The sequence below is a fragment of the Paenarthrobacter sp. PPS72 genome, from assembly GCF_048537125.1.
Classification (GTDB): Bacteria; Actinomycetota; Actinomycetes; order Actinomycetales; family Micrococcaceae; genus Arthrobacter; species Arthrobacter nitroguajacolicus_E.
This window is the reverse complement of sequence record NZ_JBLYIE010000038.1, coordinates 100,449-124,186: the sequence shown is the minus strand read 5'-3', so window position 1 is coordinate 124,186 and position 23,738 is coordinate 100,449. Positions and strand designations below refer to the sequence as shown.

The 23,738-nt window shown below is 59.5% G+C and carries 17 protein-coding genes; 8 read left to right on the top strand and 9 right to left on the bottom strand.

What is annotated here, in order from left to right; genetic code table 11:
• The first annotated feature begins 103 nt into the window (after positions 1-103).
• The 6 genes from ACLRGI_RS15770 to ACLRGI_RS15745 all read left to right on the top strand — a co-directional run bounded on the left by ACLRGI_RS15770 (position 104) and on the right by ACLRGI_RS15745 (position 8,956).
• Positions 104-928 carry a hypothetical protein gene (locus tag ACLRGI_RS15770; protein WP_419202553.1) on the top strand — a complete coding sequence of 275 codons (825 nt, stop codon included), beginning with the start codon at positions 104-106 and terminating at the stop codon, positions 926-928.
• 84 nt (positions 929-1,012) lie between these two features.
• Complete coding sequence (locus tag ACLRGI_RS15765; protein WP_419202623.1) at positions 1,013-1,540, top strand: hypothetical protein; 528 nt, start codon at positions 1,013-1,015, stop codon at positions 1,538-1,540.
• The gene (locus ACLRGI_RS15760) at positions 1,540-4,623 is read left to right on the top strand and encodes a chitobiase/beta-hexosaminidase C-terminal domain-containing protein (RefSeq protein WP_419202552.1); all 3,084 of its coding nucleotides are present in this window, start codon (positions 1,540-1,542) and stop codon (positions 4,621-4,623) included. Before ACLRGI_RS15765 ends, ACLRGI_RS15760 begins: the two co-directional genes overlap by 1 nt.
• A gap of 213 nt (positions 4,624-4,836) precedes the next feature.
• Complete coding sequence (locus ACLRGI_RS15755) at positions 4,837-5,592, top strand: glycosyltransferase (protein WP_419202551.1); 756 nt, start codon at positions 4,837-4,839, stop codon at positions 5,590-5,592.
• Positions 5,589-6,617 (top strand): lysylphosphatidylglycerol synthase domain-containing protein, encoded by a 1,029-nt coding sequence (locus ACLRGI_RS15750; RefSeq protein WP_419202550.1) that lies wholly within the window; start codon positions 5,589-5,591, stop codon positions 6,615-6,617. The genes ACLRGI_RS15755 and ACLRGI_RS15750 overlap by 4 nt, the downstream gene beginning before the upstream one ends.
• A 95-nt stretch (positions 6,618-6,712) precedes the next feature.
• Entirely contained in the window at positions 6,713-8,956 is a 2,244-nt protein-coding gene (locus ACLRGI_RS15745; protein ID WP_419202549.1) for a hypothetical protein, read from the top strand.
• Between the two features lie 195 nt (positions 8,957-9,151).
• Here ACLRGI_RS15745 and ACLRGI_RS15740 read toward each other — a convergent pair whose 3' ends face one another.
• The 7 genes from ACLRGI_RS15740 to ACLRGI_RS15710 all read right to left on the bottom strand — a co-directional run bounded on the left by ACLRGI_RS15740 (position 9,152) and on the right by ACLRGI_RS15710 (position 16,808).
• Positions 9,152-9,883, bottom strand: coding sequence for an ABC transporter ATP-binding protein (locus tag ACLRGI_RS15740; RefSeq protein WP_419202548.1), 732 nt, complete (start codon positions 9,881-9,883; stop codon positions 9,152-9,154).
• Positions 9,884-10,741, bottom strand: coding sequence for an ABC transporter permease (locus ACLRGI_RS15735; RefSeq protein ID WP_201296529.1), 858 nt, complete (start codon positions 10,739-10,741; stop codon positions 9,884-9,886).
• A 2-nt stretch (positions 10,742-10,743) separates the two neighbouring features.
• Positions 10,744-12,750: a glycosyltransferase gene (locus tag ACLRGI_RS15730; protein ID WP_419202547.1), complete on the bottom strand. Its 2,007-nt coding sequence runs from the start codon at positions 12,748-12,750 to the stop codon at positions 10,744-10,746.
• Positions 12,747-13,931: a UDP-galactopyranose mutase gene (gene glf, locus ACLRGI_RS15725; protein WP_419202546.1), complete on the bottom strand. Its 1,185-nt coding sequence runs from the start codon at positions 13,929-13,931 to the stop codon at positions 12,747-12,749. Before glf ends, ACLRGI_RS15730 begins: the two co-directional genes overlap by 4 nt.
• 185 nt (positions 13,932-14,116) lie before the next feature.
• Positions 14,117-15,103 (bottom strand): Gfo/Idh/MocA family oxidoreductase, encoded by a 987-nt coding sequence (locus ACLRGI_RS15720; RefSeq protein ID WP_419202545.1) that lies wholly within the window; start codon positions 15,101-15,103, stop codon positions 14,117-14,119.
• The gene (locus ACLRGI_RS15715) at positions 15,103-16,194 is read right to left on the bottom strand and encodes a DegT/DnrJ/EryC1/StrS family aminotransferase (protein WP_062066211.1); all 1,092 of its coding nucleotides are present in this window, start codon (positions 16,192-16,194) and stop codon (positions 15,103-15,105) included. Before ACLRGI_RS15715 ends, ACLRGI_RS15720 begins: the two co-directional genes overlap by 1 nt.
• The gene (locus ACLRGI_RS15710) at positions 16,191-16,808 is read right to left on the bottom strand and encodes an acyltransferase (protein ID WP_419202622.1); all 618 of its coding nucleotides are present in this window, start codon (positions 16,806-16,808) and stop codon (positions 16,191-16,193) included. The genes ACLRGI_RS15715 and ACLRGI_RS15710 overlap by 4 nt, the downstream gene beginning before the upstream one ends.
• Positions 16,809-16,993: 185 nt before the next feature.
• On the opposite strand from ACLRGI_RS15710, the gene ACLRGI_RS15705 reads away from it, so the two are divergent.
• Positions 16,994-21,127: a type VII secretion EssC family protein gene (locus ACLRGI_RS15705; RefSeq protein ID WP_419202544.1), complete on the top strand. Its 4,134-nt coding sequence runs from the start codon at positions 16,994-16,996 to the stop codon at positions 21,125-21,127.
• 54 nt (positions 21,128-21,181) lie between these two features.
• Here ACLRGI_RS15705 and ACLRGI_RS15700 read toward each other — a convergent pair whose 3' ends face one another.
• Positions 21,182-21,682: a hypothetical protein gene (locus tag ACLRGI_RS15700; protein ID WP_419202543.1), complete on the bottom strand. Its 501-nt coding sequence runs from the start codon at positions 21,680-21,682 to the stop codon at positions 21,182-21,184.
• Between the two features lie 238 nt (positions 21,683-21,920).
• Between ACLRGI_RS15700 and ACLRGI_RS15695 the strand changes: the two genes are divergently transcribed.
• The gene (locus tag ACLRGI_RS15695; protein WP_015937605.1) at positions 21,921-22,169 is read left to right on the top strand and encodes a WhiB family transcriptional regulator; all 249 of its coding nucleotides are present in this window, start codon (positions 21,921-21,923) and stop codon (positions 22,167-22,169) included.
• An 89-nt stretch (positions 22,170-22,258) separates the two neighbouring features.
• Here the strand turns inward: ACLRGI_RS15695 and ACLRGI_RS15690 are convergent, their stop codons facing one another.
• Complete coding sequence (locus tag ACLRGI_RS15690; protein ID WP_419202542.1) at positions 22,259-23,728, bottom strand: sensor histidine kinase; 1,470 nt, start codon at positions 23,726-23,728, stop codon at positions 22,259-22,261.
• Between the last annotated feature and the right edge of the window lie 10 nt (positions 23,729-23,738).

Genomic DNA, 23,738 nt, shown 5'->3' with positions numbered 1-23,738 from the left:
AGGCCTGGATCTCCTGAGTGGGGCCTTCGACGTTGATGTTTCACTATTTGTAGCGGTTTCGATACCCGATTCGCAGGCAAATTCATTGACCGGCATTCGGGTTATGGCAACCATGGAGGTGGAGGTCACCATGCGAACCCCGTACCCGGCCGCTGCGGCGCTGCTACTGCTTATTGCCGGTTGCTCCGGCGCACCAACACCTTCGACGACGACAACGCCCGGTTCTTCCGCATCGGCAAGTCCAACCGCTGCAGCTTCATCCAGGGCTACCGCCGCGCCTGGGGCAACGGAATCCGGCGAGGGCAGTGGGCAGGGTGCCGGCGCTCCTGATGATTCGGGACGGTTCTCCTACGCGTGCTCCAGCCTCAATGAAGCGGTTCCAGATGTTACTTACACAAGCCTGGCTGAGGTTTGGACTTCCACGGAGTATGTGAGGTTGGCTTCGTGCACGGCGAACTATGAGGGGCCTGTCCCGTTCGAACCCACCGAAGATGAGGCGAGGATCATTTCCATCGCTGAGCCCGGCCTCACACCATCGGAGGGCCTCGATACTTACTTGACTGCCTTGGCACTCTGCACGCGCGTCAGCGACGAAGCCGCTTCCGAGCTCTTCGGGCGCAGCAGCCGGCAGATGCTCCAGGCCGCAAGTGAGCTGTGCCCCAGGGCGCCACAGGGAAGAATCATTGAATTCTGGGCCTCTGGTGAGAGAGCCGGGGACGGCGAGTATGCGGTGGCCAACGATGGGCTGGTGCCCGGTAAGTTCCATCTCCGGAAGACCCCGCCAGAGGGCTGCACGTGGTCAGTGTCGGCCGCTGACGGCAGTACGAAGGCCCGCGGCGGCGCAGCCGAAGGTCAATCAGGAATACTCCTTGAAGAAAAAGACGTACTAACTAGTGACAAATGCGGAATTTGGGAGAAGATAGAGTAATGCAGCCGGCAACGGCTGGGGCGAAAATCCAACTGCATGCGGAGCTGGGGAGCATCCGAATGAAGTGGGGATCCCTCGGTGGACATGCCAAGACGCGCTATCGTCCAACTTGGCCTAGCCGGTCTCGTTCTTACAGGCTGCTCGGTCAAGGTCGTTGAAAATGTTGAGCCTTTCAGGCTGGGCGTGACGAATGCCGGCGATGCCGACAAACCACGCGCCGAAAGACCCGAACCAGTCAAGCGCTATCAATTTGAGTGCCGCGGAATTAATGGAAATCCGCTCATCATCTTGTCGAGCCTTGAAGAGGTTTGGGCCAACACTCAATACAAGAAATTCGCCGATGTCGTAGTGACTTATGTGGGCCCTCAGCCCCAAGTTCTGGCAGCGGAGGAAAATGCCGCTGTTAATGTTGCGATAGAAGCTGGCGCCACTGGCACGCGCAATGACATTTGCCTCGCCATTATCAAAGCCTGCACAAGAAACAATCCGCCAACCATCAGTACCGCACTCTTTGGTCTTGGCGGCGTTCCCATCGTCAAGGGAGCGCTCACCCTGGCACCCATGGCACCGCAGGCCGCAGTCCTTACCAAGTGGCTGAAGGAAGTAGCGTGATGGGACAGCCAACAATGCGCGACGCCGGTTGGCGGCGTGGCGGACACAAGGTCACCACGGCACTGACTGCGGTTCTACTGACCGTCGCAGGTATGACAGCGGTGGTCTCAAGCACACCCGCCCATGCGGACCAACAAAAACAAATCATCGGAATCGGGCTCACCAAGCCGGCCGGGACCGTCCTGGACCCCATTGGCCGGATGTGGGTTTCGGACAGTGTGGCCGGATTCTGCCGGATGTCAGAACCGGCTAACGGCAACGCAGGCACCATTGAGGAAGACACGTGCTTGGGCGGAAGCCTGCCAGGAGCCGGACCCGGACCGAAAGTGCCCGGAGTTTCGGTCGTGCTTGATCCGACGCCGGGCTCCATAGGCAACGGTGACGAAACAGTCTTCATCCCGGACTCTGCCGTCGGCAGCTCACATCTTGTAAGGGCAGTTTGGAACCCACCACTGGACCTCTTCGAATACAGCAGTACGCTGACGGTCCTCGACGGTGATGTTCGTCCAAATGCAGCTTCTGACGGTCCGGACGGCAACATCTACCTGTCGTTCGCCAATGCCCGCTCAATCATCAAGATTGTTGACCCGACCATCATGCACCCAAGTATCGAATCCATTGCGTCGGTCAGCACCCGTGCGCTGGGTCTTGTGGCGGCGGGCTACGACAGTAACGGTTATGTCAGTGTGTACGTCCTGGAGACGGCTGGCCTACGGGCGTTCTCCGCCCCGGGCAACGGCGAAATGACAGATTACGTGCCGTTGGCGTCCTATAACGTCGGCGTCGCATCGTCGATCTTCTATGACTACGACGCCCACGTTATCTACACAGGGACGAACAGCGGCACGACACCTGGCACGGACAAGGTGTCACGCCTCAATCTTACGAACGGCACAGTAGACAACCAATGGGCCTTGGGATTCAGCAAAATCAGCGGTCTCGGGATGCGCGGCGGTCAACTTCTGGTCCTGGATGATCCCGGACAGCTGGGCCCGACTCCAACAACGGGCCGGGGCAGTATCAGCATCCTTGGCGGCGCTGTAGCCAAGATTACTTCCGGCCCCACACTGGCGAACGGGGCACAAGCTCCCAACCCGGGGTTCACCAATGACGCTACTCCGACATTCGGGGTGGCCGCGGAACCAGCGGGCAGCGCTTTGGAATGCTCCATGGGCGGCGCTTGGTTGGACTGCACTGGCGGAACCTACACATCAACTGCATTGAACAATGGACCGCAGACGTTCTCCGTCAGGCCGGCCCCCGGCGGAGTTCCGGTTTCACGGACCTTCACAGTGGACACCGTTGCACCTGCTGCGCCTGTTTTCACCGCTCCAAACAGTGGTCAGGTGGTCAACGGCAAACCTGTTCTGGGTGCCACTTTCGAACCGGGAACAACGCTCAGCTGTTCAGTTGATTCCACTGCCGATGCGGCTTTCCAGGCTTGTGTTCCTGGTGACACTTTCACGCTCACCACTGCAGGTGCCCATACTTTGCGGATCCGAAGCACGGACTCGGCCGGCAACGTCAGCACTGCAGCTGCACAGACCGTAACTGCTGATCTGACGGCGCCGCAGGTGGCCATCACAGCTCCGGCAAGCGGGGCCACAGTTGGAGCCGGATATCAGTTCCAGTTCACCTCCAGCTCCTCCGATGTGGCGGGATTCCGCTGCCGGTTGGGAACTGATGCCTTCACTGCGTGCACATCACCGAAGGTATATGCAGACATCGCCAACGGACCTAACAGGTTCGAGGTGGAGGCCCGGGATGTTGCAGGTAACAGCACCGTTGCAGGCGTCAACTTCACGGTTTTCGTTGCTGATACAATCCCACCTACTGTGACGGCCAGTCCTGTGGGCGGAACGTACGGCCCGGCGACCAAAGTCACGCTGACAGCGAATGAGGCCGATGCCAAGATCTACTACACAGAGAATGGCACCGCTCCCACCACGGCCAGCACGCTTTACACCGGCCCGATCACCATGGGTAGCAAGACCATCAATTACATCGCCGTGGACGCAGCCAACAACGCCTCGGCACCACAATCCCAGGTGTACTTGTTGGACAACGTTGCGCCAACCGTGACTGCCAGCCCACAGGGTGGAAACCTCACCCTCGGGCAACAAGTCACCTTGACCACGGAGTCCGGGGCAAAGATCTACTACACCACGGACAACTCGACACCAACGGATTCCAGCGCGACCGGCACCACAACAGTGACAGTGACGCCGACGGGTACCACCACCGTCAAGTACTTCGCCGTTGACTCGGCAGGAAACCAATCCGCTGTGGCCTCTCAGACATACACGCTGCCCGCGGCACCGGCCAATACCTGGAAAGACTTCAACTCCGACGCCAAAAATGATGTCCTGGCCCGCGATGCGGCCGGTACATTGTGGCTCTATCCAGGTAATGGCACAGGTGGATGGCTGGGCAAGGTCAACACCGGTACTTCATGGAATAACTACAACCTGATTGCTCCAACGCGGGACTTCAGCGGCGATGGACGAAGCGATGTCCTGGCCAGGGATGCGTCCGGCCAGATCTGGCTTTTCAGGGGAAACGGTGCGGGCGGGTGGCAGCCTCCTGTGGTCGTTGGTTCCGGCTGGAGCGGCTTCACGGCTGTGGCGGCGCCGGGCGACTTCAGCGGGGACGGCAAATCCGATGTCCTGGCGAGGGATTCTGCTGGAGCCCTGTGGCTGTACAAGGGCGACGGCTTGGGTAAGTTCAGCGCTGGCCGGACCCAGGTGGGAGCCGGGTGGAACGTCATGAACGCCATATTCAGCACGGGTGACTTCAATGGCGACGCGAAGACCGATGTGCTGGCCCGTGACACAGGGGGCGCCTTGTGGCTGTACCCCGGCAACGGCAGCAGCGGTTGGGGCAGCCGCTCGCAGATCGGAAGCGGATGGAACGGCATGACGGCGTTGCTCGGACCCGGGGATTTCAACGGAAACGGCAAACCTGATGTGCTGGCCCGGGACGCCAGCGGCAATCTGTGGCTCTACCCAGGCAATGGTTCCGGAGGCTGGCTGGCTTGGGGCCAGGTAGGTAACGGATGGCAAGGATTCACTTCACTCCCCTGATGGGGACCGGACTGGGCTTGCCGTTTTGAGGGGTGCATCGGAGAATATCCGGTGCACCCCTTTCGTCTGCTGGCGGCGCTGACGCTGCTGCCCTTCCACGGAAGGCATCCAACAATGAACTAGACTGAGGGTTTGCAAGGAACTCGTGACAACAGTGTTGCGGACTGCGGCTGGCGTTCAAGAATTCGTCGGCACGAACTACCGAGGAGAGTCTTGACTTTCGACCAGGCAGGCCAACCGGATCTCTCCGTTGTGATCCCGGTCTATAACGGAGAACGGATTTTGGCGGCAACAATGACCCGCCTTTCCGGCTACTTGACCAGTGGCACCTCCGAGATCATCATCGTGGAGAATGGTTCTTCCGACAAAACACTCGAGGTCGCCCTCAAGCATGCGGTGGATACTCCCAACGTGTCGTTCCAGGTTCTCCAGAGCCAAAAGGGCATGGGCAATGCATATCGCCGGGGCATCGAAGCCAGCTCCGGCCGGAGAGTGCTTCTCACCGCCGACGATCTCCCCTTCGGCACCGATGATCTCGACGAAGACAAGAAGCTCGCAACGAAACCGCACGTTGTCATTGGCTCCAAGGCGCACAAGGACTCGGTTACCGAGCGCAGTGCCATCCGAGGAATTACCACGTTCGGTTTCAAGACTCTGCGACAGATTATTCTCGGGTCCAAGATTGGCGACTCCCAAGGAACCTTGATCGTCGACGGCGACTGGTTGAGAAGCATGGTTGACCGGTTCGATGACCCTGGGTTTCTCTTCAGCACCCAAGTGGTCTATGCCGCTGAGAAGCAAGGCTTCAAGATCGTTGAAGTTCCCGTCACGCTGGCTCCCGACGAGGAACCGGGCGAAACCACCATCCGGACTGCCGACGTCGTAAAGATGTTCAAGGGGCTGGTTGCAATGCGCCGCCGCCGGAGCGAGTTCGCGGTAGCACCCAGCGCGGGAACGCACGCCTCATGACGGGTTCAATTGCGGAAACACCTTCAAACGACAACGATCTCAATCAGGAACAGCCGGCTTCAAAGGGCACCAAGGCCAAACTGGTCGACTTCGCCCGTCGCGCTTTGGTGGTCATCGTATTCGCCGCCGCGGTGTATTTCATTGCAGTTCAATGGCCGCAGGTGCAAGCCACGGTTTTTGCCCTGCAGTGGTGGCAGGTCCTGCTGTCCCTACTGGCGCTCATCCCCGGCGTCCTCCTCGGGATGTACATGTGGCGGGTCGTCATGGCGAGTCTGCTGAGGTCAGTTGACGTCGAACCCCAAGGTTTAGTGCTCAACCAGATCTACCTGGTCGGCCAAATCGGCAAGTACCTGCCCGGCTCCGTGTGGGCATTCGTGCTTCAGATGGAGCTTGGCCGCAAGAACGGTATAGCGCGCGCACAGGTCTTCGTAGCGTCCCTGGTCAGCACCGGAATAACCATTGGCGCGGCTCTGGTGGTTGGAGCCTCTGCTCTCCCTATCCTGGTTCAACGACAGCCCAATCTGCAGTGGCTGTACGTCATACTCCCCGTGGTGATCCTGGCGATGAATCCCAACGTCGTGACATTCCTGGTCAACATCGTCCTGCGGGTTTTCCGCCGCCCCCCGCTCCCCGAGCGCATTCAAGCCAACACCATGGTAAAGGCCTTCATCCTTGGCGTTCTGATGTACCTGTGCTTCGGCCTGCACTTGTGGATCCTGGTTGGCCACGAGGCCACCTTGGATCTCGCCACCTTTCTGGTCCTGACGGGCGCGTTGGCTCTCGGAATGACGCTGGGAGTGCTGGCATTCCTGCTTCCCGCCGGCGTGGGTGCCCGCGAGGCGATCCTGATCCTGGCCCTTGCCGGCATGATGAGCGCTGGTGCTGCGACCGCAATCGCCGCCCTTTCGCGAATCATGTTTACCATCGCGGATTTGCTGTGTGTCGGTATCGCTTTCGTTCATTTCCGGTGGCGGCAACAGTCCGTCGCCAAGACCTCCGCGGACTCCACCACCGAGGCCAAGTAGAGGTGGCGACGGGCGCCCGGCGTGTCCCGTAATACCGGCAGTCCTTCAGGCCAATATTCGTACTTATGCCGCGCGCTAAGGAGCAAGCCAAGACCATGACAGCAGGAACCTCCGGGGCTACTGCCCAGCGACCGTCGGTCAACCGACGGCGCTACTTCATGCAGCACGACTGGCATTGGGGCCTTGTTACTGCCGCAATAGCAGCCGTTGCCTCCATCATTCCCCGACTGTTCAATCCCACGTTCTACTACTGGGACGATATGATGCAGTCCTTCCTCCCCCTGTGGCGGCACATGGGTGAGGAGATACGCTCCGGGCGGTTCCCGTTGATGGAACCCGGTGGCTGGGTGGGCGGCAACATCGTGGCCGAGGTGGGTTACGGTATCTTCAATCCGGTCAACATCGTCAACTCGGTCATCGTTTCGAACTTCGAAAACCTGTCGCTGGCCAGCTACTTCATCATTGTGCAGTTCATCGCGTTGCTGGCGTTCGGTACATTCATGCTCGCCCGCGACTACGGTTCCAACAGGCCGCTTGCCCTGGCGGCCGGTGTGGCCATTCCATTCAGCGGATTCACGCTCTTTTATGAGGCAGCCCGCTGGCCAGGCGGCCTGATGGCCTTCGCTTGGATTACCGTTTTCTGGTGGTCTGTACGACGTTACGCGCGTCGCAACACATCGCCGTTCCTGCCGTTCCTGTTGGGCTTCCTCACGATGACTGCCGGAAATCCTTACGGGGCTATCGGCGTCATCCTGGTTCTCGCAGCCGTCGCCATCGAGTTGATGCTGATGAGGCATTGGCGTCGGCTTATTCCGATCGTCATCGTCGGTGCGCTGGTGGGCCTGACCGCAGTCCTGGTTTACTTCCCCTTGCCTCTCAGCTCGGCCGTCACTGTACGGCAGCAGAGCGAGATCCTTAACGACCTCTTCCTCTCCCCGGATATGTCGTCACTGCTGACCATGAGCACATCGTCCATGAGGCCTCGGATCAACAACTTCTGGGCCCCCATCGACAACGTCCCTTCCAGCTACCTGGCCTGGTTCGTCCTGCCGCTGCTTCCTTGGCTTGATTTCCGCAGCTTCAAAAACCGCTCGCGTCAAATATTCAGCATCTACGTCATCACGGGGATCTACTTCCTGCTGACTTTCGCTCCCTCCCAGGTGCTTGTCTTCCGCTGGCCCATCCGACTCATCGAATACGTCTACCTCGGTGTCATCGTCCTCGTGGCAGTCGTGGCCTCAGCGGGCTTGAAGACCACGTCGTGGAAGAAACGGCTTTTCATTACCGTGGCCATACTTGGTTTTGGAACCTACCGGGCCTGGTCCATGGTCCCGGAGGGCGGCAAACGGCAGATCTTTACTTTGGCTGTGACATTGGTTTTGGTGGGTATGGCCGTCCTTGGCTGGAAACGGTTCGGCTACCGAGGCCTCGCGGCAGTGATGGTGGTCGGCACAATCCTCACGCTTGGCATGCAGTCCAGGCAGTTTGTTCCCAACAATGCCGTCGCCGGTATCGGCTCCCCCGTGGATGCGGATACCCTCCGGGACTCAACCAGTAATTACAGGGGCAACACCATACAGATTTTCAACACCATGAAGATCACGGGACAGGAATTCACTGAAGGCCGCCTCCTGTATGGCAACCAGATCCTCAACGCCGACGTCAACAACAGCATGGGCCGGTACAGCGGGATCAGTTTCACCACCTACGTCAACGCCCTGTGCATGAACTACCGCGGAGAAACCTGTCCGCTCGCCTACACGGAGTTGTTCAAACAGGCATCCGGGGAAATTGACGCCACTTTGGCAGATGTCCTCCAGGTCGAAACGGTCGCTGTACAAAAGACATTGATCGCCCCGGACCAACTGAACGTGGCCCCCGGCTGGTCAATCGTGGCTTCGGACGAGACCAGGACAATCCTTCAACGGGATGACCCGTTGCCCTACCCTGGCACCGTTTCCTGGGCGTCCGACGGGATCTCCGTGCAGGATGCCGTCAGGAACGGCAATGATGAACACATCACGCTATCCGGCAACGGCAGCACCGGAAAAATGACCCTCGCCCGTCTAGCCTGGCCCGGCTACACCGTAACAGTCGATGGACAACCGCAGAAGCTCACGCAAGGCCCCGCAGGCGTCATATTGGTGGATGTTCCGGCCGGGGCCAAGTCGGTGGACGTTACCTTCACGACGCCGGGTCTCACCATGGGCCTCGCTGCTCAAGCAGCCGCGTGGTTCGGGATTCTGGTGTTCACTGTTTTCCACTACGTCCGTCGGAGTCGCCGCAGCAAGTCAGAGGAACATGTAGTCCGCGAACAAGCTGAAAAGGTAGCTGTCTAGCCACCTGCGTCGAACCAGAGGCACATATAGAAGAGCGTCCGTCCCCAGGGGGCGGACGCTCTTCTATATGTGCCCCCGAAAGTCCCGCTGAACGCCGTCAGTTTCGGAGAAGCAAGTCCTACGACAAAGGCCACCGCCCATCTTGGGAGGTGGCCTTGTTGCTGCCCTCTTGCGGTTCTTCAAGCAAGTACCGGGCTAGTTGCTGTCCCTCAACCAAGCTACAGCCTGGGCAGCAGGGCCTTCGAACTGCACCGTACCGGACGCCAGTACGACTCCCCTGTCGCAGATACGCGAGATCATGTCGAGGTCGTGGCTGACCACCACCAACGTCCGACCTTCCGCCGAAAGTTGTTTGATCTTGGCCAAACACTTCTTCTGGAACGGCTCGTCGCCCACGGCCAGAATCTCATCCACCAGGAAGATGTCCGGTTGTGTGTGGACCGCTACGGCAAAAGCGAGCCTCAGAAACATGCCGGAGGAATAGAACTTCACTTCAGTGTCGATGAACTGCTCTATCTCGGAGAACGCAACGATCTCATCGAACTTCTCATTTATTTCCTGCTCGGTCATGCCCAGAATGGCCGCGTTCAGGAAGACATTTTCCCGCCCGGACAAGTCCGGGTGGAATCCTGCGCCAACCTCGATCAGGCCGGCGACGCGACCTTTCGTGCGGACCGTTCCCTTGTCGGGCAAGATCACGCCGGATATGAGTTTCAACAGCGTGGATTTTCCCGAGCCGTTGAACCCCAACAATGCCACGGTCTCCCCCGGCTGAATCTCGAAGCTCACATCGTGAAGGGCATCAAACTTCTTGCTGAGGTCGCTCTTACGACCCTTGACCAACCAGACCAAAGTCTCCTTGAGGGAGTGCGAATGGCGGAGATTAAACGTCTTCTTAAGGTCCTTGACGATTATTGCGGCGCCCATCTAGACCTCCTGCGCAAAGTGGCCCTCAAGTCGTCGGAAGACGAGTTGGCCGATGATAAGGAACAGGGCTGCCATGCCGAGACCGATCAATCCAGTCCACATGAGATGCGGAGGCAGTTCGACCGGCCGGTCAACAGTGGGATACCAGAAGGCCCAGTGGAACAGTTCGACAGCGACAGTAATCGGATTCAGCTGGTAGATGACCAACACCCAAGGGGGCGCTAGTCGACGGATCATGGTCCAGTCATAGAGAACCGGGGAGGTCCATGTAACGATCATCATCAACATGTCCACGATGTTTTCAGCATCACGGAAAAAGACGTTGATGGCACCAGCCAGCAGGCCCAGTCCGGTCGCCGTGACAGCCACGATGACGAAACCCAAAGCAGCCCCAATGAGCTGCATTATGTCCGGTTTCCAACCATTCAGCAGCGCGGCCGCCAACAAGACCACCAGTTGTGGCAGGAAATGAACCGCTGCCACCCACACTGAAGCTACGGGAAACAATTCCCTGGGGAGGTAGATCTTCTTTACCAGGGCAGCATTCGACACAATGGATCTCGTAGCATTCGAAAACGCTTCGGAGAAGAAATTGATGACGATGACGCCGGAGAACATGTACAGCGCGTAGTTGGGAATCTGATCCCCGACGCGCAGGACAATGCCCAAAGCAAAGAACAGTACGACGTACTGAACCAACGGCTTGACGTAGGACCAGGCCAGGCCCAGTACAGAACCCCGGTACCTTACACGGAGTTCCTTACGGACTATCAGTTTCAGAAGGTACCGGCGCCGGTAAACGTCCAGCAGCCCGGCACCTACCCCGGGAACAGCATAAGTATCAGTGGAAGTCGTCATTGCTACTTGCTGGGCTCCGAAGCTTCGAAAGTTTCCCGCCATGACTCCATGGAGGTGATCTCAGGAAGAGCCTCACGGTATTGAGCCCGGAGGGTCTCCCAATTGGAAAAGAGCTGGGCATGAAGCTTGGCCGATTCGACCACCAATTGACGGGCCATCTTGGGGTTTCTCAAATGCCATGATGCACCTGTGCCGTCCGCATTGGACACCACGGCGCTGTCCAGATGCGCCAGGCTCCACCACTTGCCGTCCTGGTGCGCCACGTGTGCCTCGGGGTTGGCCTTGGCTGTGTCGCGGACCGGTGCCAGCGTCTGCTTGAGGACAGTCTTAACTGCCCAGGGAAGCAGCCCCAGTGCACCTGGCTGCTTGTACGACTGGGGCTTCTTGGGGGGAAGCTTACGGAAGACCTCCGGGAAAGCTGCAGGATCGGTCTTGACCTGCGAGTCCGGGAACTCGTCGCGCATGGCACGGAGTTTCGGCATCATCGTCGGCAGCTGCTTGTGCAGATTGCCTGGCCCTTCGAGGACATCACGGAGAGCCATGACACGAGCCTGCTCCGGGTAGTACTGCATTGATACCAGGTGCTTGACGTCTGTGTTCAAGCTCTCGCGCAAAATGCGTCCGCCCTTGGGGAACGGGGAGTGCAAGAGGGTCGCGATAAGTCGGTTGCGCTCGTGGTAGTAAGCCTGCCAGTCGACGGAGTCGTCCTTGTCAGCCCACGAGACGTGCCAGACTGCCGCCCCGGGAAGAGTAACGGTGGGGAACCCGGCTGCACGGCCGCGGAGGGAGTACTCGGCGTCATCCCACTTGATAAACACAGGCAGTGACAGACCGATGGTCTCCACGACGGTCTTCGGAATGAGGCACATCCACCAGCCGTTGTAGTCTGCATCCCATCGACGGTGAAGCTGTGGGGTGGAGCGCAAGCCTGCAGTGGAGAAGTCGTGATTACCCAGTCCTTCCACAGGTCCCCAAAGGAACCGGTAGAAGTTGACTACCTCTGAGTAGGCGTGCAGGACGGACTTGTTGTACATATCGAACATGTGGCCGCCGACAATGGTCGGCTTCCGGCACAGGTCGGCGAACGCCACTGCGCGCATTACGCCTTCTGTTTCCAGCTCAATGTCGTCGTCCAGCAGCATGACGTAGTCGCTCTTGTCAGAAACGACCATCTCGTACATATTCCGGGCAAAACCGCCCGAGCCACCTAGATTGCCTTGGTTGATGATCCGAAGTTGATCACCCATGGACTCCGCAACAGCGTCGAAGCCGGCTTCGTCGGCAACCTTCTTGTTGCCCTGGTCCACGATGATGAGTTCCGCAAGGATTTCCCGCAGGCCAGCGTCTGCATCAATGGACTTGATGGTCTCGAGGCAGTAGTCGGCACGGTTGAACGTTGTTACGCCGAGCGTAACGCGCCCCTGTGCGCGGCCCTCATCAGGGACAGCCCAGTGAGCGCTCTTCAGGGTCATGCCATCGCCACCGGCAATGAGGTCGAACCAGTACCACCCGCCGTCGCCAAACGGGGCCAAAGTCAGTTCGAAATCATTGACGGAAGCGCCCTCGACCAGGATCGAGTCAACGCGCTGAGAAGCCCCACGAGCGTTGGACCGGTAGACGATAACCGTCCCCTCGCCCTCGGTTTCAATGTGAAGCACGGTTTTTTCAGCGATCGTCCACTTGCGCCAGTAACTTGCAGGGAAGGCGTTGAAATACGATCCGAATGAAAGACGTTCACCGCGGCGGACCTGGACGGAGCCGCGGTTCAGGATGTCTTCCGGGTGGAGCTTCCTGGCCATGCCAATGGCCTGTACATCGGCACTACTGCCACTCCTTTGGACCTTGTTGGTATCAGGGTCCACATACAGGGGCAGTGTGTCGAGGTCACGGTTTGCCGGGAAAATCACGCGCTGGACAATCCGCAGGTTCTCTTCGGTCGAAGCGGGGATTTCAGCGGCAGAAGTGGCCGTCATAGCGATGTCCTGGCTTTCGTTTGTAGTAGCGGTCATGCGTCTACTCCCCCACTCTCAAGCTTGGCGCCGCCGGTGAAGTGCGGCTTGATCTTGTTGTCGAACATGGACAAAGCGGAACCGATGGCCATGTGCATGTCGAGGTACTTGTAGGTTCCCAGGCGGCCACCAAACAAGACCGATTTCTCGCCCTTGGCAAGGTCGCGGTACGCCAGCAACTTCTGACGGTCATCAGAAGTGTTGACGGGGTAATACGGCTCGTCGCCCTTCTCAGCAAAACGCGAGAACTCGCGCATGATGACGGTGGCGTCCTTGGTGTAGTCCCGCTCAGGATGGAAATGACGGAACTCATGGATTCGGGTGAAAGCGGCATCGGCGTCGGGGTAGTTCATGACAGAACAGCCCTGGAAGTCCTCAATAGGCAGGACTTCTTCTTCGAGATCGATGGTTCGCCACGAGAGGTCGCCCTCGGCGTAATCGAAGTAGCGGTCAACCGGACCTGTATAGATGACCGGTACCTGGCCAAGGACGGAAGACCGACCATACTCACCGTCGTCGAAGAAGTCAGAGTTCAAGACGACCTCAATGTTCGGGTGATCCGCCATGCGTTCGATCCAAGCGGTGTAACCATCCACCGGGAGACCTTCATACGTGTCGTTGAAGTACCGGTTGTCATAGTTGTAGCGCACGGGAAGCCGCGAGATGATCTCAGCCGGCAGGTCCTTCGGGTCCGTCTGCCACTGCTTACCGGTGTAGTGCTTAATGAAGGCCTCGTAAAGGGGACGGCCTATAAGCTGGATGCCCTTGTCATTAAGGTTCTGGGGGTCTGTACCAGTCAGTTCCCCAGCCTGCTCGGCAATGAGTGCCTTTGCTTCGGTCGGGCTCATGGCCGAACGGAAGAACTGGTTGATGGTACCGAGATTGATCGGCATGGGGTACACCTCGCCTTTATGGCTGGTGTAAACCTTGTGCTGGTAACTCGTGAACTTGGTAAAGCGGTTCACGTATTCCCACACACGTTCATTCGAGGTGTGGAAGAGGTGAGCGCCGTAGCGGTGCACCTCGATTCCGGTTTGCGCCTCATTCTCGCTGTAGGCGTTTCCACCAATATGGTGGCGGCGATCAAGCACCGCGACCTTCAGCCCCAACTCGGTAGCGGCGCGTTCTGCAATGGTCAGGCCAAAGAAACCCGAGCCGACGACGACGAGATCAGCGTTCACAAACTCTCCTGTGTATTGGCGTGCGGGCACAGAGATGCCCACGTCTACTGGTCAAGGCTACCCGACGTTACGATCGTTCCCCGATTCGGCGGCACACGGCAGCAGGGCAGCAATTGTCCGGAAAAAACGAACGGGAGGCTTGGCCCATAGCCAGCCTCCCGCTCCATACTGCAAAAAGAACAAAGCTAGAGCGAAACCACGGAGCCTGTCCCTGCGGACTCGAGCACGGCTTCGGCAACGCGAAGGGTCTCAAGCCCCTCCGCCATTGTGACAATGTTCATGGACTTTCCGAGTACAGCGTCGCGGAAGGCCTCGTGTTCCATCTTCAGTGGTTCACGCTTGGCCAGGGCAAAGCGGGTGGACGAACCTTCGGAGACACCACGGAATGCCGCGATCGAGTCCCAGTCAGTCTGGAAAGTGCCGTTTTCAATGAACGTCAGATCAGCCGAGATAGTGTCCGCGATGTAGGCACCGCGCTCACCCAGGACCACAGTGGTGCGCTCCTTCATGGGCGAGAGCCAATTGACGATGTGGTTGGTGACTACGCCGCTCTTGAGGTGGCCAATGGCCGTGACCATGTCCTCGTGCTCGCGTCCGCTTCTGGACGTGGTGTGTGCCACGACGTTCACGAAGTTGCTCTGCGCAAGCCATGCAGTGAGGTCGATGTCGTGAGTTGCGAGATCCTTGACGACTCCGACGTCCGCGATGCGGGAAGGGAAGGGACCTTGGCGACGAGTCGAGATCTGGTATACCTCTCCGAGGTCGCCGTTGCCGAGCCGTTCGCGGAGGCTCTGCAGGGAAGGATTGAAACGCTCGATGTGGCCTACCGCTCCGATCAAGCCCCGCGAGTCGAAGGCCTCAGCGATCCGGCGCCCCGAAATGGAGTCGTTCGCAATGGGCTTTTCCACCAGGCAGTGCACTCCGGCTTCTGCCAGCTGCAATGCCACTTCCTCATGAAGCACGGTTGGTACTGCGGCTACGGCCATGTCGATACCTTGCTCAATGAGCTGCTCGACTGAGCTGCACACTTCGAGGCCGCTGGCTACGTTGTGGGGGTCACCGAAGGAGTCAGCGACGGCAACGAGGTCTACACCTTCAAGTTCGCGAATAACGCGCGCATGGTGGCGGCCCATCATCCCCAGTCCGATAAGGCCTGCACGCAGATTAGCCACTAGCTTCCTGCCTTTGCAATGGCGTTGACCGCGGCCACGATGCGGTCAAGGTCGTCCTGGCTCAGCGAGGGGTGAACCGGCAGCGACAATACGCTGGCGGCAGCTTCTTCGGTGACGGGCAGGTCGTCAGAAGTCTGGAATGGAGCCAATCGGTGGTTCGGGATGGGGTAATACACACCGCAGCCGACGTTGTACTCCTCACGCAGAGCTTTTGCGAAACCATCGCGGTCCTCAGCAATGCGAATGGTGTACTGGTGGTAAACGTGCTCGTAGCCTTCAGAGACCTTGGGGGTGACGACACCTTCGATGTTCGCGTCAAAGAAGGCCGCGTTCTCTTGGCGGGTCTTGGTCCAGGCATTGATCTTGGTCAACTGTACGCGGCCGATGGCGGCATGGATGTTGGTCATACGGGCATTGAAGCCAACAAGTTCATTTTCGTACTGACGCTCCATGCCTTGGTTACGGAGCAGCCGGAGCCGACGCTCCACGTCAGCCAGGCCGGTGCTCACCATGCCACCTTCGCCGGAAGTCATGTTCTTCGTCGGGTACAGGCTAAACATGGCGAAATCACCGAATGTACCCACCTTCCGACCATTGACAGCGGCACCGTGTGCTTGGGCTGCGTCTTCGAAGACCTTCACGCCATGCTTGGATGCGACGGCGCCGATTCCGTCCACGTCGAAGGGGTGGCCATAGAGGTGCACCGGCATGATCGCGGCCGTGCGGTCCGTGATCTTCGATTCAACGGAGGCGGGATCAAGCGTGTAGTGGTCAAGGTCCACGTCAGCGAAAACAGGAGTCGCTCCCGTCAACGCTACGGAGTTGGCCGTCGCCGCGAAAGTGAAGGACGGAACAATGACTTCGTCACCGGGGCCAATACCCGCAGCCAACAGGCCAAGGTGCAATCCGGAAGTGCCGGAATTGACTGCTACTGCCGCCCTGCCATCGAGGAGGACCTGCGAGAATTCCTGCTCAAAGGACGCAACCTCCGACCCCTGTGCGAGTTGGCCGGAAGCCAGGACGGCCTCTACTGCCTTGCGCTCGTCATCACCGATGATGGGCTTGGCGGGGGGAATGAATTCGGGGCTCATGCCTCTACCTCTCGAAGGGTCTCGTTCTGTTCAACATATGTGGCGCCGGTCTCCGGGCATAACCAGTTCTCACCGCTGCGCTGCAGCGGGAAACCAGCTTTACCGACCCAGCCATGGCGTTTGGCCGGAACTCCGACCATCAGGGCAAAATCAGGGACGTCTTTGGCGACAACAGCACCAGCAGCTACCGTTGCCCACCGTCCAATGGTCACGGGTGCGACGCAGACCGCGCGGGCACCGATCGATGCACCTTCACGAATGGTGACGCCAACGGGCTCCCAGTCATGAGCGCTCTTCAAGCCGCCATCCGGGCTAACGGCCCGAGGGTAAGTATCGTTCGTGAGCACTACGGCCGGCCCAATGAAGACGCCGGCCTCCAGTACCGCAGGCTCGTAGACAAGTGCATAGTTCTGAACTTTGCAGTTGTCCCCCATCTTGACTCCGGTGCCTATATAGGCCCCGCGTCCTACGATGCAATTGACACCCAACTCGGCCTGCTCGCGGACTTGGGCCAGATGCCAAATCTTTGATCCATCACCAATAATCGCCTTGTCTGAAACATCGGCGCTCTCCGCAACCACTATCACCGGTGAAGGTCCTTCCTCATTGAGCACACGCGACAACGAGATTCATCTTAGCTGAGACACCATGCTCCGGTGTCAAGGCGGGGCCCCCTTGAGCGCTGACAAGAGTTGTCCACATACGCCACGACTGATACTGCGTTGCAATTCGCAAGACCGTAGCGTGATTCTTGTCAGCCCGACAATCAGTGTCAGACAAAAATGCGGAGGAAGATCCAATGGCTTTGGAGTGCACGTTGGTCCGCGCCCCAGGCGCCGCAAAAGCAGCGGGTCCCGAGGAACTCAGCATCGCCGTCCCGGAGGGGACGCCAGGCGCCTCAGTCCAGCACCTTCTCACCAAAGAGCGTGGAACCGGCGTGCTCTCGGTTGGTGGACGGCTCTTGTCCACTCTTACGGTGGGATTGCCGCCGCTTGTGGCTGGCGCCGTCATTGTGGACACTGCCCCGGCACGCCGAGCCTCGAAAAAGGTGTCCTTACCCCTGATGCTTCTTACCCACTCAGGACCAGGAGCAGGCGCTGTCTTCCGGCTGCAAAGGGGCTGCTACCAAATCGGCAGGGGTTCGGCCGACATTTCGTTGCCGGATCCCGGGATGTCCAGGGAACAGGCCATCCTGGAGGTCTCCAGCACTGCCCTGATGTTGACGGCCGTTGACGGCGCGAACCGGGTTTACGTGGACAATCAGCCTGTCCGTCGAAAATACGTCACATCCTCATCGGTGCTGAGATGTGGGAACTCCACCTTCACCGTGGTCACGGACAGCGGTTCCAATCCTGTAGTTTCCCTGGACGCTGGTCGCTCGGTTGACGATCCACTCGAAGTAGCCCAAGCCGATCGTCGCGGGAACCGTCTAGCACTCGCATTGGCGGCCGGTGTGCCCTTGATCGCCGGTATCGGATTAGCTGTTGCCACAGGACTTTGGATGTATCTGGGATTTACGGCTATCTCAGCTATCAGCCTCCTCGTCCCGCTGTTCACCGGGCGAAAGGGCCGTCGGGAAGGCAAGCTGGCCGTGGCGCGCGCGGTGCGGGAAGACATAGAACGGCGCCGGCGGTGCTCGCCATCAGCAGCAGAGATACTTATGGCTGTTCACATCGCCACAGCGGGGGAATATCCGGCGACCGATTCAGCCGCAGTCGGTGCCGCACCCATGGCAGTTGCAGCAGCTTCGGCAGTGATCGGCGCTCAGGACTACGATGTGTGGCTTCGCCTTGGCACCGCACCGGCGGCGGCGAACATGTGCTTCGTTCCCGAGGATCCGCACTTCCGGCCCCCGCCTATCGGAAATGCCGCATTCACCTTGGATCCTAAGCATTCCTTGGTGACACTGTATGGCCATCCGGATCATACGGACGCGCTCGTTCGGTTCGTATTGATGCAGCTGGCCACTTTTTCCGGCTCGTCAGCAACGCCGGTGATTATTCTGGGCCGGCCAGACAGACTGCCACTAAGCGCCAGGTTCCTTCCCCGCGTTACGCTCACAAGCACCTTGGCCTCCGCCCTCGCTGCCCTGCAGCACGCACAGGGCAAACGGAAGGGCGTGCTCGTCGTGATCGACAATCCAAACGACGATGAAGACAGCTTGTCCGCCCTCCTGCTAGCAGCTCAAACCGCCGAGTGCCGGGTCATCAGGTGCTCAGACCAGTCATCACGTGCCGGGAGCGTCATCGAACTATCTCCTTCCGGGACAATCGGCTATATGGATATGGACCACGAGCGGCGACGCTTCACCCCGGATCTTGTGCCAGCCGAAGTTTTCGACAGCTTCTGCCGTTCAACACGGGCAACAGCTTTCGGTGACGGACCAGGAATGAGCCACATCATCCCGGACCACTGTTCGCTCGCAGAGTTGCTACCGCACGGTCAGCGCAGGGTTCTGCGGCGCTGGGCCGAGACGGCAACGCAAGACGGCCTCTCCGCCGTCTTGGGAAGGGGCCATAGCGGGCAGTTGACCTTCGACTTCAAACTAGATGGTCCGCACCTGCTGGTCGCTGGCACTACTGGCTCCGGTAAGTCCGAACTTCTCCGGACCCTTGTGGCTTCCCTGGCGCTGAGTGACTCCCCGGATCGCACAACATTTTTGTTTTTTGATTTCAAGGGCGGCTCAGGCCTGCGGCCACTAGCAGGCCTCCCCCACTGCGTCGGCCTTCTAACGGATCTCAGCAAGTACCGTTTGGATCGCGCGCTCGTTTCCCTTCGTGGGGAGATCCGGTACCGCGAAGAGCTGTTTGCCGCGGCCAGGGTGTCGGATCTCGCCGGGTATAGGCAATTGACGGTACCTGGTGATCCAAAAATCCCGCATCTGGTCTTGGTGATTGATGAATTTCGCATGCTTGTGGATGAAGCCCCGAACACTCTCCGCGAACTCATGCGCATCGCCACCATCGGGCGTTCCTTGGGTATTCATTTGGTCATGGCCACCCAGCGGCCACAAGGAGCTCTTTCCGCCGACATCCGGGCGAACGTCACCTCAAGCATTGCCATGCGCGTGCAGTCTGAGTCCGAGTCCATGGACATCATCAATACGAAAGCTGCTGCCTCAATAAGCGTCGATGCTCCTGGACGGGCTTATCTCGCCAAAGCTTCGTGCACCCCCGAAGAATTTCAAACAGCGTCCCTCTCTGTTTCCTCCGCCACGACGGGGCCTGGCGCTTTGAGTGACGGTTCGTCGCCGGCAGTCCAATCCGCTTCGCAGGCTTTGCAGCCTGCTTCCGGTGTACTGGCTAAGTCCACCATTGAGGATTCCCTCTCCGATGCTGGCGCCGAGTGGGTCGTTGCAGCAGCCCAGGAGGCATGGCAGCGGCTCAGCAAAACGCTGCCCAGACGGCCAGTAGCGGCGCCACTGCCCCCGGCGATCCTTTGGCATGATCAACTGCCTGCAAGGGACGGGTCCGTGCCCGGCAAGGAAGGGCGTTGGGCGGTAGGGCCCTTGGCGATGCTCGACATGCCGACACAACAAGTTGTGGAACCGCTGCTGTGGTCGCCTTCGGAAGACGGCAATCTCGCAATGATCGGCAGCGATTCAAGTGGCATGCGGGACTGTTTCAGGGCTGTGTCCGCGATGCTCGCAACCCAGGATCCCCAACCGCACCTCTATATCCTGGACGCAACAGGCACGCTCGGCTTTCTCTCCGAGGGGAGTCGAATCGGTGCCGCAGTGGGCCTGCACCAACTGCACCTGGCAGTGCGCGTACTAAAGCGCCTCGCCGCGGAAATGGAGTGTCGACGAGGGGCCGGCGACTTGGGAAGGGCAAACTCGCCTCTGGTCTTAATCGTGGCGGGGTGGTGCTCATGGGCCACCGCGCTTCGGAGTGGGCCCTTCGGGTATGCAGAAGGACTTCTGCAGGACATCGTCAGGGATGGTTATTCTGCAGGCGTCACTGTATTGATTTCAGGGGAACGGGAACTCGTCAGCTCACGGTTCTATGGTGCGATACAGAATCGCGCGTATTTTCCTTCGGGTTCCAGCGATGAATCGCGGCTCCACTGGCCACGCCTCCCCGAGGTGGAATCCCTGTCCGGACGTGCAGTGGTCATGGGAAACATGGTCAGGGAACATGCAACGGTGGCCCAATTCCGAGTGGCTCCGGAAAACGGACGCTGGCCGTACGGTGACTTCGCACCATCCGAACCGCCGTTTGTGGTAAGGCCACTTCCTGAGCGTCTTCACAGAGAGGATTTCCAGGCCTTGGTGCCGTCGGCCCGGGGAGAAATATTGCCATCAGGTTCCGCGCTGCCGGCCGATAACGGAACAGGAGCCGCTGCTGTGGAAAGCACGGGGGCCGGTCCGCTGTGGATCGGCGTCGGAGGAGACGAAGCCCTCCCGGTGTCCATGCCATTGCGGGAACACGGGATCAGCACCATCCTCGGTAGTCCTCGCTCCGGAAAGAGCTCACTTCTGGCATCCCTGCACGCCCTGAATCCCTTGGTTCCTTGGGTGTACCCGCCTGATGCGGTCTCTGCCAGCGCTTTCTGGGCCTCAGTGGCAACCCAGGCAGCTGCTGGGATCCTTGCTTCCGACAGCATCCTGCTTGTGGACGACGCCGATTTGCTGGATCCTCAGGGCCGACAGGCCTTGGCTGACCTCCTGGGCAAAGTCCGTGGCGTCATCCTCACAGCAACACCGGGACCGGGCTTGCTACATCAACTGCCGCTTGCAAAGGAGGCGCAGGCTTCCGGCGCGGGTTTGGTTTTGGCCCCCGCAACACCCCATGATGGCGAGCTCCTTGGCGTACGTCTGGACTATGTTCGGGCCGGTCGCCCAGGTCGCGGCTTTCTCGTTACCGGGGCGGACGTGAGGCCCTTTCAAGGCGTACTCACTACAAGCTTTCCGCCCGATGCCCAAGCGCACTGAGCCAGGGCGGGACCCCGACGGGAGGTGACCCGGGGGTCTGTCGCAAGCCGCCGTCTAGAGTGCCGTTGTCGTGCCTCCGGCACGCGAGGCATAGGCCACGACGTCCTTCTGGAAAAGGAAAACGATCGCAGTCAACGCCGGGACCAGCATTGCCAATCCCTGCAAGACCAGGCCGCCGGTTATTGTGGGAAAGCCAATGGTGAGAACAAACAGTTGGGCTACTAACGCTGCCGCACGCGTCCATCTATAGCCGCGGAACAGGAAGTGGCTTACGGCAAATAGCCATGCGGAGAAGGCCAGCAGCAACGCAAGAGTAAACACTGCTCCCCAAAAGGTCAGAACCGGAGCCCCGCTCAGCAGTTCGAATGCGTACCATGCAGCGGCCGCGAGGAGAGCGAGGGCTTCAAGCCCAACAACCACGGAGATGATCTCAATTCCCAAAGGGCGGTGACCGGCAGCAGATCTGTTTGCCGCGAGGTTCGTTGACATATCAGAATCATCGCTTTCGTCCGGGCCGGATGCGGGTTGGGCAGGGTTTACGGGAGGTCTTGACACACTGGCACACTACCGGACATAGTCATCTAGCAGTGAGGGCACTGGCGGCTGATGTGATGCATCGCTCACGGATTCCGAGCATTTCGACCACTAACACCCCTTGTTTACAAGGCGTTAACATGAAACGCTTGACTCAGACGACCAAGGGGGCCCATGCGGGCCCCTTTCCTTTGGAGCCTCTCGTGAATGTTTTCACAAAAGGCCCTTCTAGTTCTCACGAATGGAGTGACTGATCAGCATGGATTGGCGTAATCGCGCAGCCTGCCTCGAAAAGGACCCGGAGCTCTTCTTCCCAGTAGGCAATACGGGACCAGCACTTCTGCAAATCGAGGAAGCCAAGAGCGTCTGCCGCCGCTGCCCCGTCGTAGACACCTGCCTTCAATGGGCATTGGAGTCCGGACAAGATGCCGGCGTATGGGGCGGCATGAGTGAAGACGAACGACGGGCCCTCAAGCGTCGCGCTGCACGCGCACGCCGCGCTTCCTAGCCCAAGGACAACAAGGCCGCGGACCCATGGGTCCGCGGCCTTTCCTCATTTAATGCGGTTCAATCGAGATTCAGGCGGAGTAACCCGGGCTACGCCCTTGCGAGGTTGAGGACGATCTCGACGGCGGTTCCGCCGCCTTCGCGCGGGCTCCACTGAATGGATCCGCCAAGCTCGCTGGTCACAAGTGTCCGGACAATCTGCAATCCCAGGCCCTCGGTGTACTGGCCATCCGGCAGGCCAACGCCGTCGTCCGCAATTGTCACGGTCAGGAATTCGTCGTTGCCATCGCCATCGGCCCGGTCTGCGAGCAACCACACCGTTCCCGTCCTTCCCTCGAGTCCATGCTCGACGGCGTTGGTGACGAGTTCGTTGATGACCAACGCCAATGGCGTCGCAAAGTCGCTGGGCAACTCGCCGAACAGGCCTGAACGTTCCGTACGCACTTGTTGGGACGGCGAGGCCACTTCCGCAGACAACCTGAATTGCCTCCCAATAAGTTCGTCAAAATCAACACTTTGTGTCAGCCCTTGGGAGAGGGTCTCATGAACCAGTGCGATGGTGGCCACTCGCCGCATCGCTTGCTCCAGCCCCTGCTTGGCTTCGTCGCTGACCATTCGTCGTGATTGCATGCGGAGAAGTGCTGCCACAGTCTGCAGATTGTTCTTGACCCGGTGATGAATCTCCCGGATGGTGGCGTCCTTGGTTACGAGTTCCATCTCCCTGCGCCGCAGCTCGGAGACATCGCGGCATAGAACGAGGGCGCCGAAGCGATGCTGCTCATCGCGCAAAGGAATGGCCCGGAGCGAAAGACTGACGCCCCTGGACTCAATCTCGCTGCGCCACGGCATTCGCCCGGTAACAACCAATGGCAGTGTCTCGTCCACCATCCGCCGGTCCTTCAAAAGGCCGGCCGTCACCTCCGCCAGCGAACGCCCCTCCAGAGACTCAACCTCGCCGAGCCGACGGAAGGCTGACACGCCGTTGGGGCTTGCATACTGCACGATGCCCTCGGCGTCGAGCCTGATGAGTCCGTCACCGACTCGAGGCGCGCCCCGACGAGAGCCCGTCGGCGAGGCAAAGTCGGGCCACAAACCCAACGTTCCCATCCGCAAGAGGTCATAGGCGCACTGGCGGTACGTCAGTTCCAGCCTGGACGGCATCCGGGAGCTGGACAAGTCCATATGAGAGGTGACAACGGCAAGTGTCCTGCCGTTGCGCACCATGGGTACAGCCTCGACCCGGAGAGCCATCTCACTGCTCCAGCTCGTTTCACTGGAGCGCTCGATGGATCGGCTGTTCCAGGCCTTTTCCACGAGCGGGCGCAGATCCGAGCGGATGCCCTCCCCCACGAAGTCCGCGTGGAACACCGTATGCGATGTCGACGGACGGACGTGGGCGAGGGCAATGTAGCCGAACTCCGGATGCGGGAACCATAAAGCGAGGTCCGCGAAGGCCAAGTCAGCGACCATCTGCCAGTCGCCGACGAGGAGGTGCAGCCATTCGGCATCTCCAGGCCCGAAATCAGCGTGTTCCCTGATGGGGTCTGTAAAGATTGCCACTGCACCTCCA